The sequence below is a fragment of the Pinisolibacter sp. DMC100 genome (genome assembly GCF_056313705.1).
In genome coordinates, this window is the sequence record NZ_JBQUZT010000001.1 from 1,535,753 (window position 1) to 1,552,383 (window position 16,631).

The 16,631-nt window shown below is 69.3% G+C and carries 13 protein-coding genes; 7 read left to right on the forward strand and 6 right to left on the reverse strand.

The features are described 5' to 3' along the window. The first annotated feature begins 117 nt into the window (after positions 1-117). The 3 genes from ACT541_RS07100 to speB all read left to right on the forward strand — a co-directional run bounded on the left by ACT541_RS07100 (position 118) and on the right by speB (position 3,428). Positions 118-1,032 carry a LysR family transcriptional regulator gene (locus tag ACT541_RS07100; RefSeq protein ID WP_476135410.1) on the forward strand — a complete coding sequence of 305 codons (915 nt, stop codon included), beginning with the start codon at positions 118-120 and terminating at the stop codon, positions 1,030-1,032. 93 nt (positions 1,033-1,125) lie between these two features. Next, entirely contained in the window at positions 1,126-2,313 is a 1,188-nt protein-coding gene (locus tag ACT541_RS07105) for an iron-containing alcohol dehydrogenase (RefSeq protein WP_476135411.1), read from the forward strand. A gap of 62 nt (positions 2,314-2,375) precedes the next feature. After that, positions 2,376-3,428 (forward strand): agmatinase, encoded by a 1,053-nt coding sequence (gene speB / locus ACT541_RS07110; RefSeq protein WP_476135412.1) that lies wholly within the window; start codon positions 2,376-2,378, stop codon positions 3,426-3,428. Positions 3,429-3,431: 3 nt separating this feature from the next. On the opposite strand, the gene ACT541_RS07115 is transcribed toward speB, so the two are convergent. From ACT541_RS07115 to ACT541_RS07130, 4 genes are all read right to left on the reverse strand, one after another. Continuing rightward, entirely contained in the window at positions 3,432-5,057 is a 1,626-nt protein-coding gene (locus ACT541_RS07115) for a hypothetical protein (RefSeq protein WP_476135413.1), read from the reverse strand. 225 nt (positions 5,058-5,282) lie between these two features. After that, positions 5,283-6,911 carry a long-chain-fatty-acid--CoA ligase gene (locus ACT541_RS07120; protein ID WP_476135415.1) on the reverse strand — a complete coding sequence of 543 codons (1,629 nt, stop codon included), beginning with the start codon at positions 6,909-6,911 and terminating at the stop codon, positions 5,283-5,285. Positions 6,912-7,155: 244 nt separating this feature from the next. After that, positions 7,156-7,899 carry a class I SAM-dependent methyltransferase gene (locus ACT541_RS07125; protein WP_476135417.1) on the reverse strand — a complete coding sequence of 248 codons (744 nt, stop codon included), beginning with the start codon at positions 7,897-7,899 and terminating at the stop codon, positions 7,156-7,158. Continuing rightward, positions 7,896-8,453, reverse strand: coding sequence for an SCO family protein (locus ACT541_RS07130; protein WP_476135419.1), 558 nt, complete (start codon positions 8,451-8,453; stop codon positions 7,896-7,898). The genes ACT541_RS07125 and ACT541_RS07130 overlap by 4 nt, the downstream gene beginning before the upstream one ends. Positions 8,454-8,735: 282 nt before the next feature. On the opposite strand from ACT541_RS07130, the gene ACT541_RS07135 reads away from it, so the two are divergent. The 4 genes from ACT541_RS07135 to ACT541_RS07150 all read left to right on the forward strand — a co-directional run bounded on the left by ACT541_RS07135 (position 8,736) and on the right by ACT541_RS07150 (position 12,254). Beyond that, the gene (locus tag ACT541_RS07135) at positions 8,736-9,401 is read left to right on the forward strand and encodes a Crp/Fnr family transcriptional regulator (protein ID WP_476135420.1); all 666 of its coding nucleotides are present in this window, start codon (positions 8,736-8,738) and stop codon (positions 9,399-9,401) included. Positions 9,402-9,411: 10 nt separating this feature from the next. Next, entirely contained in the window at positions 9,412-10,092 is a 681-nt protein-coding gene (locus tag ACT541_RS07140; protein ID WP_476135422.1) for a Crp/Fnr family transcriptional regulator, read from the forward strand. Between the two features lie 123 nt (positions 10,093-10,215). Beyond that, entirely contained in the window at positions 10,216-10,932 is a 717-nt protein-coding gene (locus ACT541_RS07145) for a response regulator (RefSeq protein WP_476135424.1), read from the forward strand. Then, complete coding sequence (locus ACT541_RS07150) at positions 10,932-12,254, forward strand: ATP-binding protein (RefSeq protein WP_476135426.1); 1,323 nt, start codon at positions 10,932-10,934, stop codon at positions 12,252-12,254. The genes ACT541_RS07145 and ACT541_RS07150 overlap by 1 nt, the downstream gene beginning before the upstream one ends. Before the next feature lie 10 nt (positions 12,255-12,264). Here the strand turns inward: ACT541_RS07150 and ACT541_RS07155 are convergent, their stop codons facing one another. Then, a complete protein-coding gene (locus tag ACT541_RS07155; protein ID WP_476135427.1) occupies positions 12,265-12,570 on the reverse strand; it encodes a hypothetical protein in 306 nt (101 codons plus the stop codon). Positions 12,571-12,861: 291 nt separating this feature from the next. Further along, positions 12,862-16,311 carry a pyruvate carboxylase gene (pyc, locus tag ACT541_RS07160; RefSeq protein ID WP_476135429.1) on the reverse strand — a complete coding sequence of 1,150 codons (3,450 nt, stop codon included), beginning with the start codon at positions 16,309-16,311 and terminating at the stop codon, positions 12,862-12,864. Between the last annotated feature and the right edge of the window lie 320 nt (positions 16,312-16,631).

Here is a 16,631-nt window from a genome sequence, read left to right on the forward strand (position 1 = left end):
ATCTCCCCCGAGATGGCGTTCGGCCCCGATATCGAGACGATCGCGCATCTCGTTGACATCGCAAATTTCCAAAATAAAACCTTCACATCGATTTCCATCGATATGAGAGGTCTCCGCATGCTGGGCAATCTGAGCGACCTCGATCTGCGACTGGTGCGCGTCTTCCTGGCGGTGGTCGAGGCCGGCGGCGTCTCGCTCGCCCAGACCACGCTCAACGTCGGCCAGTCGACGATCAGCACCCAGCTCGCGACCCTGGAGACGCGGCTGGGGTTCCGCCTGTGCGAACGCGGCCGCGGCGGCTTCCGCCTGACCCCCAAGGGCGAGGCCTTCACCGACCTCGCCCGGGCGCTGATGAGTTCGGTCGCCGACTTCGGCATGGCGGCGCGCAACCTCGACCGCAAGCTGGTCGGCAATCTGCGCATCGGCATGATCGGCCAGACGCCCTTCGACCAGATCAACCGGGTCAGCGAGGCGATCGCCCTCTTCCGCGGTCGCGACGAGGCGGTGAAGATCTCGATCATCGTCCGCTCGCCGCAGGAACTCGAGGAGCGCCTGCTCGCCGGCCAGATCGACGTGGCGATCGGCTATTTCTGGCATCGCGCCCCGACGCTGCAGTTCACGCCGCTGCTGATCGAGCGGCAGGTGGCCTATTGCGGCAGTGCCCATTCGCTGTTCGAGCGCGCCGGCAACCTGACGCCGGCCGAGGTCCACGACCACGACTGGGCCTGGCGCAGCTATCCGTTGCCGGAGACCGGGCTCACCGAGATGCCGCGCCACATCGGAGCCGTCGCCGACAACATGGAGGCGACGGCGATGCTGGTGCTCTCCGGCCATCACCTCGGCTATCTGCCGCAGCACTTCGCGGCGCCGCTGGTCGAGAAGGGGCTGCTCGCCGCGCTCAACCCCGCGATGCTGCGCTACGAGGTGACCTTCCACCTCGTCACCCGCCAGCGCCGGCATCTGACCGAGATCGCCCGCGCCTTCGTCGACGATCTGCGCACGGTGCATCTCTCGGGCGAGATGCATCGCTGAACATCGATGTTCGCATCTCCTCTCGCGGCTTGTTCGTCGATGGGAAGGACGGTCATCTCGACCGATGTCTCGCGAACGGGTCGAGGGGGAGCGATGTCGACTGCGACCTATTGGAACTATCCGACCGAGATCGTCTGTGGTGCGGGTGTGACCGCCGATCTCGCCGCCTGGTGCCGCCGCGCCGGCGGCGAAGCGCCGTTGGTCGTCACCGATCCGGGTGTCGCGGCACTGCCGTTCTTCGCCGCGCTCGCCGCCGATCTCGCGGCCGCCTTCCCGCGCTCGGCGGTCTTTTCCGACGTCCGCGCCAACCCGACCTTCGCCGACGTGGCGCGCGGTGCGGCCACCTTCACGGCGCAGGGGCATGATCTCGTCGTCGCGATCGGTGGCGGCAGCGCCATCGACGCGGCGAAGGGAATCGCACTCGCCGCCGGAGGCCCCGACCGGCTCGCGACCTTCGAATGGTCGAAGGCGCTCGAGGCCTTTCCGACCCTGTCGGACTTTCCCCGCCTCGGTCTGCCGCGCCTGATCGTCGTGCCGACCACGGCGGGCACCGGGTCCGAACTGAGCCGCGAGGCGGTGCTGGTCGACGAGGCGCAGCACGTCAAGCGCGTGATCACCCACGTCGAGCTGCTCGCCTTCGCCGTGCTGCTCGACCCTCTGCTCACCGTCGGCCTGCCGCCGCATCTGACCGCCGCGACCGGCATGGACGCGCTGGTCCACCACGTCGAGGCCTTCACCTCGCCGCTGGCGCATCCGATGTCGGAGGCGATCGCTCTCGAGGGCATCCGCCTCGTCGGCCTTCACCTGCCGGTCGCCTGTCGAGACGGCGGCAACGTCGCGGCGCGCGAGGGCATGCTGGTCGCTTCCGCCATGGCGGCGGTGGCCTTCCAGAAGGGCCTCGGCGGCGTCCATGCGCTCGCCCACCCGCTCGGCGCCCGCCACGGACTGCACCACGGCCTGCTCAACGCGGTGCTGCTTCCCTACGTCGTCCTCGCCAACCGTCCGGCGATCGAGGAGCGGATGATCCGCCTCGGCCGCTGGCTCGGCCTCGCCGAACCCGGCTTCGATGCCGTCTTCGCCTGGATCATGGCACTGCGGGCAGAGGTGGGCATTCCCGGCGATCTCGCCGCCCTCGGTCTCGACGGGGCGGATGCCGCCTGGGTCGGCGAGAAGGCGGTCGAGGACATCTCCTCGTCGGAGACCAACGCCCGGCCGCTGACGGCCGACGACTATGCGCGGATCTATCGCGCCGCGGTCGCCGGTCGCCTCGCGGCCGACTGAGCGGGCGACGCGCCCCCTGCGGTGGCCGCGACGTCCCCCATCTGCATTCGGAGACTGCGACGATGTTCACTCCCGACGATCTCGAGCGACTGCGCGCGAAATACGGCGATGCCGCCGGCGGCACCATCCACGACCCGGCCTTCGCCCGCATCGCCGCCATGGTGTTCGACGCCGCCGGCACCCGTGCGGCGCCCTATGCCGGTATCTCGACCCTGTGCGCCGCACCGCACCGTGCCGTCGATCCGGCGACGCCCGACCTCGCCGACCTGCAGGTGGCGCTCTACGGCATCCCGATGGATCTCGGCGTCTCCAACCGCTCCGGCGCCCGATTCGGACCGCGCGCCATGCGCACGATCGAGCGGATCGGGCCCTACGAACACGTGCTGAAATGCGTTCCGACCCGCGATCTGAAGGTCGCCGACATCGGCGACGTGCCCTTCCGCTCGCGCTTCGACCTCGCCATGGCGCACGAAGACATCGAGGCCCACGTGGCGAAGATCGTCGCCGCGGGCGTCGCGCCGCTGGGGGCGGGCGGCGATCATTCGGTGACGCTGCCGATCCTGCGGGCGCTGGGGCGGGAACGCCCGGTCGGGCTGATCCATTTCGACGCCCACTGCGACACCGGCGGGCCCTTCGACTGCACCAAGTTCCACCACGGCGGCCCGTTCCGTCAGGCGGTGCTCGACGGCGTGCTCGACCCGACGCGGACGATCCAGATCGGCATCCGCGGTGCGTCGGAATATCTCTGGGAATTCTCCCGCGACAGCGGCATGACGGTGATCCACGCCGAGGAGATCTCGAAACTCGGGATCGAGGCGATCGTCGCCCGGGCCCGCGCCGTGGTCGGCGACGGACCGACCTATCTCTCGTTCGACGTCGACTGCCTCGACCCCGCCTTCGCGCCCGGAACCGGCACGCCGGAGATCGGCGGCATGACCACACGCGAGGCGCTCGATCTGCTGCGCGGGCTCGCCGGCGTGAACCTGATCGGCGGCGACGTGGTCGAAGTGGCGCCGCAATACGACGGCACCACCAACACCGCCCAGGCCGCCGCCCAGATCATGCTGGAGATCCTCGCCCTGATGACCTTCTCGCCGTCGATCGCCGGTCGCTGACGGTCACCGCGCCGCCCGGCCGCAGTCGATCGCCCAGAGATAGACGACGGGATCGCCGTCACGGGTCGCCGAATTGTCGAAGAGGTCGGGCCGCTTCAGGACGAAGACCTCGTTCTCCTTCCGCGCGCGATAGGTCGACGAGCGGTAGCCCGAGAGCTCCGGCCGGATCGCCGGGATGTCGCGTTCCCGGTAGTCGCCGAGATCGTGCTGGTAGGAGATCACGTGGTGGACGCCGAGGCCGCACAGCCGGGCCTCGAGGTCGGCGCCCGGCCGCAACGCGGCGAGATGGGCCTTGTCGGAGACGAGACCCTCGAGCTGGACGACCGGCCCGCGATGGAGCGCCGCGAAGGAGCCGGCGCGGTCGCCCATGGCGATCGGCACCGGGCCGAGCCGCCGCATCACCTCCGCCGCCGCGAAGGCGTTCATCCGTTCGAAGTCGGTGTCGAGGCCCGGTCCGGTCCGCCAGGCGTCGCGATGGGCGGCCGCCCCGACGAAGCCGACGAGGCCGGCGGCGAGGACGATCTCGCCGAGGCGTGCGATGCGAGGGAGTAGGCCCGGTTCCGTCCGCAGGCGCGCGGCGACGCGGTCGACCGCCACCGCCAGGAGGAGGACGACGACGATCGTCGGGAAGTCGTACCAGGGCCAGACCTGCCACGACGAGAAGAAGAAGAGCTTGCCCCAGTAGACGACGAGGCCGAGGCCGACCGACGCGACCATCGCGCCGAGCAGCCGGTCGCGGCGGGCGAAGACGGCGACGAGCACGGCGGCGGCGACGTAGGGCGGCAGTTGCCGCCCGACATGCTGCGCCTGGATGATCTTCTTCGGACTGATCCCGAGGGGAAAGAGCTGTTCGGCGAGCGCCGCGTTCCATTGCAGCCCACCGAGCGACTTCACCGCACCGGAGATCGGCATCGGCAGGCCGAAGAGCGCCATGTTGATCGCGCCGTAGAGGCCGACGACCGCGACGATCTCGGCGAGGAGCACGGCGCGTGCCCGGTTCGACCGCACCAGGAGGAGGGCCCCCGGCGCGACGAAGACGATCGCCTCGATCCGTGCCAGGAAGCAGAACGCGACGGTCACACCGAGCCAGTGGACGGAGCCGCCGTCGCGTCCGTCGGCATGGCGCGCCATCGCCACGAACCACGTCGCGACGGCGAGGAAGGCGAGATCGACCTCCATGCCGTGGGCGACGATGCCCTGGACCTGCAGCGGCAGAAAGAGTGCGACGAGGGCGAGGTGCAGCGGCCCGATCCGGCGCAGCGAGCCGAGGAAGATCCATACCGCCGCGGCCAGCAGGGCGAGCTGCAACAGGATCACGCCGCGGACGCCGACGTCGAAGAGGAAGACCGCGCCGGCCATCACCATCTGCCAGAGCGGATGATAGCCGTTGGTGGCGACCAGCCCGTCGAAGGAGCTGAAGCCGTGGCGGGCGATGTTGAGCGCGATCCGGTGGTAGTACCAGGCGTCGTCTTCGAGGAAGAAGAAGCCGCGCGGATCGACCAGCCGGCGGACCACCATCACCGTGACGAGGAAGAGGACGACCGCGCCCGCCCGGACGACCGGACGGGCGGCGATCGCGGTCCACCGCCCTTGCGAGCCGTCGACGGTCGTGTCCGGTGCCGCCGTCATGACGCCCGAGCCCCGGTCCGGTCGCCGCCGGCTCGGGAGGATTGCGAGGAGCGGTGGGGCGGTGCCGGCGCGGCGAACGTCATGAAGGCAACTCCGCGCGCCGCCGGTGACCGGCGGCGACGCATGCGAATGTCGATCCACCGGAGCCTGCACCGGCCGCACGCGGCTGTCGACGACAATCTCCGGCCGTCCCCGGTTCCGCGCGGCGGCGGTCCGCCGCCCCGATCACGCGCTCGGCAGCTTGTAGTCGCGGAAGCGTTCGCGCAGCGTCATCTTCTGGATCTTGCCGGTGGCGGTGTGCGGGATCTCGTCGATGAAGACGACGTCGTCGGGCATCCACCACTTGGCGATCTTGCCCTCGTAGTGCGCGAGCAAACCCTCCCGCGTCGGCGAGGTGCCGGGCTTCGGCACCACCACCAGCAGCGGCCGCTCGTCCCACTTCGGGTGGGCGATGCCGATCACCGCGGCCTCCAGCACGTCGGGGTGTGAGATGGCGAGATTCTCGAGATCGATCGTCGAGATCCATTCGCCGCCGGACTTGATGACGTCCTTGGAGCGGTCGGTGATCTGCATGTAACCGTTCGGGTCGATCGTCGCGACGTCGCCGGTGTCGAAGAAGCCGTCGGCGTCGAAGGCCTCCTTGCCCGCGCCCTTGAAGTAACCGCCGGCGATCGCCGGTCCGCGCACTTTGAGGCGACCGAAGGAACGGCCGTCGCGCGGGCGCTCGTTGTTCGCGTCGTCGGTGATCTTCATCTCGACGCCGAAGGGCGGAATGCCCTGCTTCACCTGGAGATCGAGCCGCGCCTCGAGGTCGAGGTCGGCGGTCTCGGGCTTCAGCGAACAGATCGTGCCGAGCGGGCTCGTCTCGGTCATGCCCCAGGCATGGGCGACGCGGACGTCGTAGACCTTCTCGAACTTCTCGGTCATGGCGCGCGGACAGGCGGCGCCGCCGATGATCACCCGCTTCAGCGTGGAGAGCCGGACCTGCTTCGCCTCCATGTGCTGCAACAGCATCTGCCAGACGGTCGGCACGGCGGCGGTCAGCGTCACCTTGCCGACCTCCAGCATCTCGTGGATCGAGGCGCCGTCGAGCTTCGGCCCCGGCATGACGAGGCTCGCGCCGACCATCGGCGCGGTGAAGGCGAGCGACCAGCAATTGGCGTGGAACATCGGCACGACCGGCATGATCACGTCGCGCGAGCCGCAGCCGAACATGTCGACCTGCGCCGCCTGGAAGGCGTGGATCACGTTGGAGCGGTGGGAGTAGACGACGCCCTTCGGGTTGCCGGTGGTGCCCGAGGTGTAGCAGAGGCCGGCGGCGGTGTTCTCGTCGAAGGCCTTCCAGGCGAAGTCCTCGTCGACCTCGGCGATCCAGTCCTCGTAAGGAACCGCGTTGGGGAGCGTCGTCGCCGGCATGTGCGCGGCGTCGGTCAGCACGATCACCTGCTCGAGCGTCGGCATCTCGGCGATGTATTTCTCGATGATCGGCAGGAAGGTCAGGTCGACGAACAGCAGCCGGTCGGCGGCATCGTTGACGATCCAGACGATCTGATCGTGGAAGAGCCGCGGATTGACGGTGTGGTAGATCGCGCCGAGGCCGAGCAGGCCGTACCACACCTCGAGATGGCGCCAGGTGTTCCAGGCGAGCGTCGCCACCCGGTCTCCGAGACGAATACCGTGCCTGTCCAGCCGCTTGGCGACCTTGAGCGAGCGCCGGCGGATCTCGGCCCAGGTCGTCTCGTGCATCGGCCCCTCGACCGAGCGCGACAGCACCGTCCGACCCGGGTGCAGCAGCGCCGCGTGGTCGATGATCTTGGTGCACAGCAGCGGCCAGTCCTGCATCGATCCGAGCATCGTGTCCTCCCTCGTCCCCCGATGGCATGACCTCGAGGGCTTCATCTTGACGTATTGGTCCGGATGTTGAGCCGAAGGGAAGGGTCATGTCCAGTCGGTCCTTCGACGGTGCGACACCGTGCGATCGGGGCAGTCGCAGGGCGCGAAGCCGGCGCGCGAACCTCCGTTCCCGCGGCGTGCCGCGACGCGCGGGGAAGACGGTGGACGTATGCGTCGATCGACGATCCGACCTCGACGGCGGAGCTCAGTGCCACCGGCCGCCGTGGATCGCGGCGATGCCGAAGGAGAGGTCCTGCCACTGCACGTCGGCGAAGCCGGCTGCTTCGATCTGGCCGGCGAAGGTCGGCTGGTCGGGGAAGCGGCCGATCGATTCGACGAGGTAGCGATAGGCCTCGACCCGGCCGGAGACGGCGGCGCCCAGCGCCGGGATCGCGGTGCGCGACCACAGGCCATAGAAGGGCGCGAGCCAGGGTCGTGGCGTCGAGAACTCGAGGCAGAGGAAGCGCCCCTCGGGGCGCAACACGCGGCGGATCTCGGCGAGGGCCGCGTCCATCCGCGTCGCGTTGCGGATGCCGAAGGCGATGGTGACGAGATCGAACGTGGCGTCGTCGAAGGGCAGGGCCTCGGCCTCCGCCTCGACCCAGGCGATCGCCTCGCCGCCGGGCCGCTGCATGCCCACCGTCATCATCGCGATCGAGGGATCGGCCACCGCCACGGTCGCGCCGGCACGGGCGAGCGCGAAGGCGACGTCGCCGGTGCCGCCGGCGAGGTCGAGTGCCCGTTCGCCCGGACGCGGTGCCGCGAGCGAGACGAATCGCCGCTTCCACAGGCGGTGGATGCCGAGGCTCATCAGGTCGTTCATCAGGTCGTAGCGCGGCGCCACGGCCTCGAAGGTCGATCGGACCAGGCGCCGGCGTTCGTCGGTCGAGACGATTCGGCGGCCGAAATGCGTGGCGAGCGGATCGCCCTGACCGGTCTCGCTCGTCAACTGCGTGCCTCCATCGCGGCGCGGATCCGTTCGGCGGAACGCGCGCCGCCGAGATCGTGGGAGAGCCGCCCGGCCGGCTCGCCCGCCGGATCGGCGAGCAGCAGGCTGGCGGTGTGGTCCATCAGATAGGGTCGGCCCTCGCCGACCTCCACCTTGGCGTATTTCACGCGCCAGGCCTTGCCCATCACCCGGAGTTCCTCCTCGCTCGGCGTGATGCCGACGAGGCGGGGATGGAAGAAGCCGACGTAGTCGGCCATCACCGCCGGCGTGTCGCGGGCGGGGTCGACGGTGACGAAGACCGGCGAGACATGCGCGCCGAGCGGGCCCAGCGTCTCGATGGCGTCGGCCATGGTCTGGAGACCGAGCGGGCAGACGTCGGGGCAATGGGTGTAACCGAAATAGACCAGCCGCCATTCGGGGAAGTCGTCGGGCCGGGCGTCGCGCCCGTCGTGGCGGCGCCCGAAGATCGGCAGGGCCGCGGCTCGCGCCGGTGCCGACGCCGAGGCGGCGGCGAGACCGGCGAGGAGCGAGAGGGCGGTACGGCGGGTGATCATCGCGAGGCTCCGGCGGATCGGGAGCCGGCATTCTCGCGCCGCGTCGGCCGAATGTCCTTGACCGATTTCGCCCGCGTGTCGGTGGCACACCCGAGGATTCGTCGAAATGCGACGCAGAGGCATGGAACGCGACGCGTCCTCCGCTATAACGATCGCGGTCTTCGGTCCGCGAGGGGCTCCCCCCGCGACCGAGGCGATCGATGGAGACACTGCTTGACCGGCCAGCCCCGTCCCCTGTTTCAGATCGACGCAGGCGACCTCGCGCGCGTTCGCGAGGTACCGATGTTCCGTCACATGGATCCGGAAGTCGCTGCCTCCGTCCTCGCCGGTGCCGTGCCGCGGCGTTGGGACCGCGGCGCGAGCGTCGTGCGCCAGGGCGATCCGGCCGATGCCTTCTGGGTCATCCTCGACGGCTGGGTGAAGCTCTACCGCCTGTTGCCCGACGGGTCCGAGGCGGTGGTGTCGGTGATGACCGCCGGCGAGAGCTTCGCCGAGGCGGTGATGTTCATGGGCGGGCGCTTCCCCGTCGCCGCCGACACGGTGACCGAGGCGCGGCTCCTGCGCATCGAGGCGGCGACGCTGCGCGCCGCCATGCGCGCCGACGGCCGCGTCGCCACCGCGCTCCTCGCCTCGATCGCCCACCACACCACGACGCTGTCGGAACAGGTCCGCCTGATGAAGGCGCACGCCGCGCCCCAGCGGGTCGCCGACTTCCTCGTCACCTGCGCCCGGCGCGTGCAGGGCGAAGGCGCTTCCGGCCGCCTGCGGATGCGGCTGCCCTACGACAAGGCGCTGATCGCCCGCCGCCTCGGCATGACGCCCGAGAGCTTCTCGCGCGCGCTCGCCACCCTGCGCGCCGAGGGCGTCGCGGTCGAACGCGACAGTGTCGAGATCGCCTCGCTCTCCCGTCTCGCCCAGTTCGCCCGCGAGGCGAGCGACCGTCTCTGAGGATACCGCCATGGATGCTGCCGATTTCGCCGTCGTTCGCCGCAACATGCTGTTCCGCAACATCGACGAGGCGCTCGCCCGGGACATCGTCGGCGATCGCACGCCGCGCGCCTTCGCCAAGGGGCAGGTGCTGTTCCTCGAGGGTGACCGGATCGACACGCTCTTCCTCGTCGTCTCCGGCTGGGTGAAGCTGATGCGCACCTCCGAGGACGGCGTCGACACCGTCGTCGCCATCAACGGTGCCGGCGAGAGCTTCGGCGAGGCCGCCGCCCTGCTCGGCATCCCGACCCACGCGGGCGCCGAGGCCGCCGCGCCCTGCCGCGTGCTGGCGCTCGACGCCGACCGCCTGCGATCGCGCCTCACCGCCGACCCCGACCTCGCCTTCCCGATGCTCGCCTCGGCCTCCGCCCATCTGCGCGTCATGGTGGAGGAACTGGAGCGGCTGAAGAGCCTGCCCGCCACCCGCCGCATCGCCGGCTTCCTCGCCGATCTCGCCGGCGGCGCCCGCGGCGGTGCGACGCTGGAGTTTCCCTACGAGAAGACGCTGATCGCCGGCCGCCTCGGCATGACGCCCGAGAGCTTCTCGCGCGGTCTCGCCAAGCTGCGCGAGCACGGCGTCGGCGTCGATCGCGAAAGGGTCGTGATCGCGCGGGTCGAGGCGCTCAGGGCGCTCGCCCGCGGCGACGTCTGAGGCCGTTCGCGGCTCGGAACAATTCGAAGCGATACCGGCGGAGCTTCAGGTTTTTTGTCCCCGACATCGATCGGAAACAAAATAATCGCGCGCGAATCGTCCCTTCCATGGCAAGACGGGGCAATGTATCCGACGCCTCACATTCTGGTCGTCGAGGACGACCGCGAGATCAGCACGTTGGTCGCGCGCTACCTGCGCGCCAACGATTGTCGGGTGACGGTGGTGGCGGACGGCGGCGAGATGGATCGCTGCCTGGCCGACGAGACCGTCGACCTGATCGTGCTGGACCTGATGCTGCCCGGAGAGGACGGCATGTCGATCTGCCGCCGCCTTCGGCGCGGCAGTCGCATCCCGATCGTCATCCTGACGGCCCGCTCCGACGAGGGCGACCGGATCGCCGGGCTGGAACTCGGCGCCGACGACTATCTCGGCAAGCCCTTCTCCCCGCGTGAACTGCTCGCCCGCATCCGCGCGGTGCTGCGGCGGACCGCGGGCGAAGGTCCGAGCGAGACCGCCCGCTTCGCCGTCCACGTCTTCGAAGGCCACCGCCTCGAGGTCGCGGCGCGCCGGCTGGTCAATGCCGACGGTGCCGAGGTCGCCCTGACCGGGGCCGAGTTCGACCTCCTGCGCGTGCTGGTCGAACGTCCCGGTCGCGTACTGTCGCGCGACCGCCTGCTCGAACTGACGCAGGGCCGCGTCGCCGGTCCCTTCGAGCGTTCGGTCGACATCCTGATCAGCCGCATTCGCCGCAAGATCGAGACGAGTCCGCACCATCCCGAGATCATCCGCACGGTCCGCGCCGGCGGTTATCTCTTCGCCGCGGAGGTCGAGAGTTCCTGATGCGGATTCCCTGGCACTTCTGGCCCCGACGGCTCGCCGGGCAGTTGGTGCTGGTGGCGATCGCCTCGGCGATCCTGGTGCAGATCATCGTCGTGGCCGGTTCGTTGATCTTTCAACCGCCGCCGCGCATCGTCCGCGTCCATATCGATGCCATCGTCCGCTACATCGCCGGCCTGCCGCCGGGCGAGACGCGCGAGGCCCGCATCGAGGAGATGGCGGCGATCTTTCCCGAGCTGGGGCTCGATCTCGATCGCAATCCGCCGCCCGACGCCGAGCCGGCGGGGACCAACATGATCGCGGGCCGTTACCTCGGTCCGTTGATCGACGACATCAGTCCCTGGGTCCAGGCGATCCGGATCGTGCCGGCGGGACCCTCGGGCGAGGTCATGCGCCTCGCCGTCGGTCTGACCGGCGGCGAATGGCTGGTCATGATGCCACGCCTGCCGCCGCCGATGCCGCCCAAGATCGCGGTTCCCACCGTGGTGGTCGGCCTCGCGTTGGTGACGTCGCTCCTGCTGGCGCTGTGGGCCGCGGTCGCGCTGGTCCGGCCGCTGCGCGAGCTCGCCGCCGCCGCGCGTGCCTTCGACGTCGAGAAGGAAGGATCGCCGCTGGCGCTCGAGGGGCCGGAGGAGGTACGTGTCGCCGCCCGCTCCTTCGACGCCATGCGCCGCCGCATCCGCGACCTCGTCGCCGACCGCACCGGCATGCTCGCCGCCATGGGACACGACCTGCGCACGCCGATCACCCGCATGCGCCTGCGCACCGAGTTCGTCGAGGACGAGGTGCTGCAGACGGAGTTCCGCCGCGATCTCGACCTGATGGGCGAGATGATCGAGGGGGCGTTGACCTATCTGCGCGAGGGGCGCCATGCCGAGGAGCCGTCGCTGGTCGATCTCGCGTCGCTGATCGAGACGATCTGCGACAACGCCGTCGATCTCGGCGGCGACGTCGCCTACGAAGGGCCGAACCATCTGTCACGTCGCCTGCGCTCGCAGTCGACCACCCGCGCACTGACCAATCTCGTCGAGAATGCCGTGAAATACGGCCAGCGCGCCCGCGTGCGCCTCTCGTTGCGCGAGGAGACCGCGGTGATCGAGATCGAGGACGACGGCCCGGGCATTCCGAAAGCGGAGCGCGAGGCGATGACCCGTCCCTTCGTGCGCGGCGACGTGTCGCGCAATCTCAATGCCGGATCGGGTTTCGGTCTCGGTCTGGCGATCGCGCGAGCGGTGGTGGAAGGGCAGGGCGGGCGCCTGATCCTCGGCGACGCGCCGTCCGGCGGTCTCGCCGTGACGATCGAACTGCCGCCGTTGCCGGCGTGATCGGAGCGCGTCAGGCGCCGGTCGGACGCGAGGCTTCACCGTGTCGATCGTGCACGCCGGCGTGTTCGCCGGCCGGGGCCGGGTTCTCCGCGAGCCGCATGGCGCCGATCACCAGAGCGACGAAATAGCCGACCTGCAGGGCGACCAGCGAGACCAGGGTCGTCAGCACCGTGCGTCCGGGCGCGGCGTAGCCGGCCATGCCCGCGGCGAGACCGCAGATCATCGCCGCCAGGCAGAGCCAGACCAGCATTCGGACGTTGAAGCGCAGCCCGGTCACCAGACCGACGAGGACCGCGAGGCAGACCAGCAGCGACACGAATCCATCTCCCTGCAACATTGCCCGTGATCCTCGCGCCGTGATCGTTACCGAATGGTTGACGCGCGCTTCGCATCGACCTCGTCGACCGGTCGCGTCGACTGCGCGATCTATCGGTTCGGCTCGCGAGAATCGACCTCCTCTCCTAAGGAAGTCTCGAGATCATCGTACGTTCCACGCGCTTCGAGGAGAAGCGTGAACGAATGTCGCGCGCCCGGCGGGGAAATTGTCTCGAATACGAAAAAGGAGGCCCGAAGGCCTCCTCGTCGTCGTTCGGGTCGTCGATCGGCCTCAGCCGTAGACGACCAGCAGGTCCTTGGCATCGATCGGCGAGCCGGCGTTGACCAGCACCTCGGCGATCTTGCCGTCGCGTTCGGCGTGCAGCGCGGTCTCCATCTTCATCGCCTCGATGGAGAGGAGCACGTCGCCGGCCTTGACCTCCTGCCCCGCCTTGACCGCCACGGTCGAGACCACGCCCGGCATCGGCGCGCCGACATGGGCGTCGTTGCCCTCCTCCGCCTTGCGACGGGCGACGATCTTGGCCGAGGCCGCACGGTTCGGCACCTTGACGATGCGCGGCTGGCCGTTGAGCTCGAAGAAGACCTTGACCTGACCGGTCTCGTCGGTCTCGCCGATGGCCTGCGCCAGGATCACCAGCGTCTTGCCCTTCTCGATGTCGACGGCGACCTCCTCGCCCGGCTGCATGCCGTAGAAGTAGGTCGGCGTCGGCAGCGCCGAGGTCGGGCCGTAGAGGTCCTGCATGCGGAAGAAGTCGGTGGTGACCTTGGGGTACATGAGGTAGCTGGCGAGGTCGGTGTCGCCGATCGCCGCCGCCTCCCGGCCGGTCTTCTTCGCCGCGTCCGCCCGTACGGCCTCGAGATCGGCCGCCGCCATCAGCGAACCCGGGCGATCGGTATAGGCCGGCGCGCCCTTGAGGATCTTCGCCTGCAGCGCCTTCGGCCAACCGCCCGGCGGCTGACCGAGGTCGCCGCGGAAGAGCTGGACGACCGAATCGGGGAAGGCGACGTCCTTGGCCGGATCGGCGACCTCTTCGGCCGTGATCCCGGCCGCGACCATGGCCAGCGCCATGTCGCCGACCACCTTGGAAGTCGGCGTCACCTTGACGATGTCGCCGAAGAGGCGGTTGACGTCGGCATAGGCCTGGGCGACGTCGTGCCACTTGGCCTCCAGGCCGAGGCCGCGGGCCTGTTCCTTGAGGTTGGTGAACTGGCCGCCCGGCATCTCGTGGAGATAGACCTCGGACGCCCCCGAGCGCAGATCACTCTCGAAGGCGCGATACTGGGCACGCACCGCTTCCCAATAGAACGACAGCTTACGGATGGTCGCCGCGTCGAGGTTCGCGTCGCGCTCGGAGCCCTTCAGCGCCGCGACGATCGAGCCGAGGCAGGGCTGCGAGGTGAGGCCGGAGAAGGCATCCATCGCCGCGTCGATCGCGTCGACGCCCGCATCCACCGCCGCCAGAACGGACGCGGCCGCGATGCCGGAGGTGTCGTGGGTGTGGAAGTGGATCGGAATCTGGATCTCCTCGCGCAGCGCCTTGAAGAGGACGCGCGCGGCGGCGGGCTTGAGGAGGCCGGCCATGTCCTTGACGCCGAGGATGTGGGCGCCCGCCTTCTCCATCTCCTTGGCCAGTTCGACGTAGTACTTCAGCGAGTACTTCGCCCGATCCGGGTCGAGGATGTCGCCGGTGTAGCAGACGGCGGCCTCGGCCACCTTGTTCTCGCTCGCCACGGCGTCGATCGCCGGGCGGATGTTCTCCATCCAGTTGAGCGCGTCGAAGATGCGGAAGACGTCGACGCCGCCCTTCGCCGCCTCGCGGACGAAGAATTTCACGACGTTGTCGGGATAGTTGGCGTAGCCGACGCCGTTCGCCCCGCGCAACAGCATCTGGAGGAGGATGTTCGGCGCCTTCTCGCGCACCTGGGCGAGACGCTCCCACGGATCCTCGGTGAGGAAGCGCATGGCGACGTCGAAGGTCGCGCCGCCCCAGCATTCGAGCGAGAACAGCTGCGGCAGGCCCTTGGCATAGGCCTCGGCGATGCGGACGATGTCGTGGCTGCGCATGCGGGTGGCGAGCAGCGACTGGTGGCCGTCGCGCATGGTCGTGTCGGTGACCAGCACGCGCTTCTCGCCGAGCATCCAGTCCGCCAGCCCCTTCGGGCCGCGCGCGTCGAGGATCTGCTTGGTACCGGGCACGATCTCGCGATCGAAGACCGGCACGATCGGCTTGGCCGCATCGGTCGGCGGCGTGGCGCGGCCGCGCACCTCGGGGTGGCCGTTGACGGTGACGTCGGCGATGAAGGTCAGGAGCTTGGTCGCCCGGTCCCGGCGACGGGCGCCGCGGAAGAGCTCCGGCGTCTCGTCGATGAAGCGGGTGGTGTAGCTGCAGTCGCGGAACTTCGGATGGGAGACGACGTTCTCGACGAAGGTCAGGTTGGTGGCGACGCCGCGGATGCGGAATTCGCGCAGCGCGCGGTCCATGCGGGCGATCGCCTCGCCCGGCGTCGGTGCCCAGGCGGTGATCTTCTCCAGCATCGGGTCGTAGAAGCGGGTGATGACCGCGCCGGAATAGGCCGTGCCGCCGTCGAGACGGATGCCGAAGCCCATGGCACCGCGATAGGCGGTGATCCGGCCGTAGTCGGGAACGAAGTTGTTCTCCGGGTCCTCGGTGGTGATGCGGCACTGCAGCGCGTGGCCGTTCAGCCGGATCGCCCCCTGCGGCGGCACGCCGGAACCGGGGACGCCGATCTTCTCGCCCTCGATCAGGTGGATCTGCGCCTTGACGATGTCGATGCCGGTCACCTGCTCGGTGACGGTGTGCTCGACCTGGATGCGCGGGTTCACCTCGATGAAGTAGAACTTGCCGGTGTCGGCATCCATCAGGAACTCGACGGTGCCGGCGGCGACGTAACTCGTCGCCTGCGCGATCTTCACCGCATGGCCGCAGAGCTCCGCCCGTTCGGCGTCGGAGAGATAGGGCGCCGGCGCCCGTTCCACGACCTTCTGGTGGCGGCGCTGGACGGTGCAGTCGCGTTCGAAGAGATGGACGACGTTGCCGTGGGTGTCGCCGAGGATCTGCACCTCGACGTGACGGGCGCGCTCCACCAGCTTCTCGAGATAGACCTCGTCCTTGCCGAAGGCGGCCTTGGCCTCGCGCTTGGCGGCGACCACGTCGCGCATCAGCTGGGCCTCGTCGCGGATGACGCGCATGCCGCGTCCGCCGCCGCCCCACGACGCCTTGAGCATCACCGGGTAGCCGATCGCGAGGGCGGCCTTCTTCACCAGTTCCATGTCGTCGGGCAGCGGCTCGGTCGCCGGCATGACCGGCACGCCGACCGAGATGGCGAGGTTGCGCGCCGCCACCTTGTTGCCGAGCCGGCGCATCGTGTCCGACGACGGGCCGACGAAGGTGATGCCGGCTTCGGCGCAGGCTTCGGCGAATTCCGGGCTCTCCGACAGGAAGCCGTAGCCGGGATGGATCGCGTCCGCACCCGAGAGCTTCGCCACGCGGATGATCTCGGGGATCGACAGATAGGCCTCGATCGGCCCCAGCCCCTTGCCCACCTGATAGGCTTCGTCGGCCTTGAAGCGATGGAGCGCCAGTTTGTCCTCTTCGGCGAAGACGGCGACGGTGGCGAGCCCCAGTTCATTGGCCGCCCGGAAGACGCGAATGGCGATTTCCGAACGGTTGGCGACGAGCAACTTCTTGATCTTCGGCACGGACGAGGGCCCCCCAACAGGCGATCGAAACGATTAGAATTCGCCGCGGATCCACTCCGGAGGACCCGACGACGGACGCCCGTTCCGCGATGTCGCGGTGAATTAGACGAACGTCGTCAGCACAATGGCCTAGTTGTCGGCGCCGGAAAAGCACTTTCGCTGCACTGCGACAGAAAACTGCACGCAATGCGAAAGGATGCGCGACGGCGAAAGGTCTTGCGCTTCGTCGGCGGTTTTCCGGGCCTTCGCGGGTTGATCGGACCGGACGAATGGGGGAAGGATCGCGCTCCGGCCGCCGAAGGGGCGTGTCCGGGCACATC

Excerpts from the sequence above, each read along its gene's own strand:
- ACT541_RS07135 (WP_476135420.1), top strand. The coding sequence starts at position 8,736 with ATGTTCCGTCACATGGATCCGGAAGTCGCTGCCTCCGTCCTCGCCGGT.
- ACT541_RS07130 (WP_476135419.1), bottom strand. The coding sequence starts at position 8,453 with ATGATCACCCGCCGTACCGCCCTCTCGCTCCTCGCCGGTCTCGCCGCC.
- ACT541_RS07145 (WP_476135424.1), top strand. The coding sequence starts at position 10,216 with ATGTATCCGACGCCTCACATTCTGGTCGTCGAGGACGACCGCGAGATC.
- ACT541_RS07100 (WP_476135410.1), top strand. The coding sequence starts at position 118 with ATGCTGGGCAATCTGAGCGACCTCGATCTGCGACTGGTGCGCGTCTTC.
- ACT541_RS07115 (WP_476135413.1), bottom strand. The coding sequence starts at position 5,057 with ATGACGGCGGCACCGGACACGACCGTCGACGGCTCGCAAGGGCGGTGG.
- ACT541_RS07105 (WP_476135411.1), top strand. The coding sequence starts at position 1,126 with ATGTCGACTGCGACCTATTGGAACTATCCGACCGAGATCGTCTGTGGT.
- ACT541_RS07150 (WP_476135426.1), top strand. The coding sequence starts at position 10,932 with ATGCGGATTCCCTGGCACTTCTGGCCCCGACGGCTCGCCGGGCAGTTG.
- ACT541_RS07140 (WP_476135422.1), top strand. The coding sequence starts at position 9,412 with ATGGATGCTGCCGATTTCGCCGTCGTTCGCCGCAACATGCTGTTCCGC.
- ACT541_RS07120 (WP_476135415.1), bottom strand. The coding sequence starts at position 6,911 with ATGCTCGGATCGATGCAGGACTGGCCGCTGCTGTGCACCAAGATCATC.
- speB (WP_476135412.1), top strand. The coding sequence starts at position 2,376 with ATGTTCACTCCCGACGATCTCGAGCGACTGCGCGCGAAATACGGCGAT.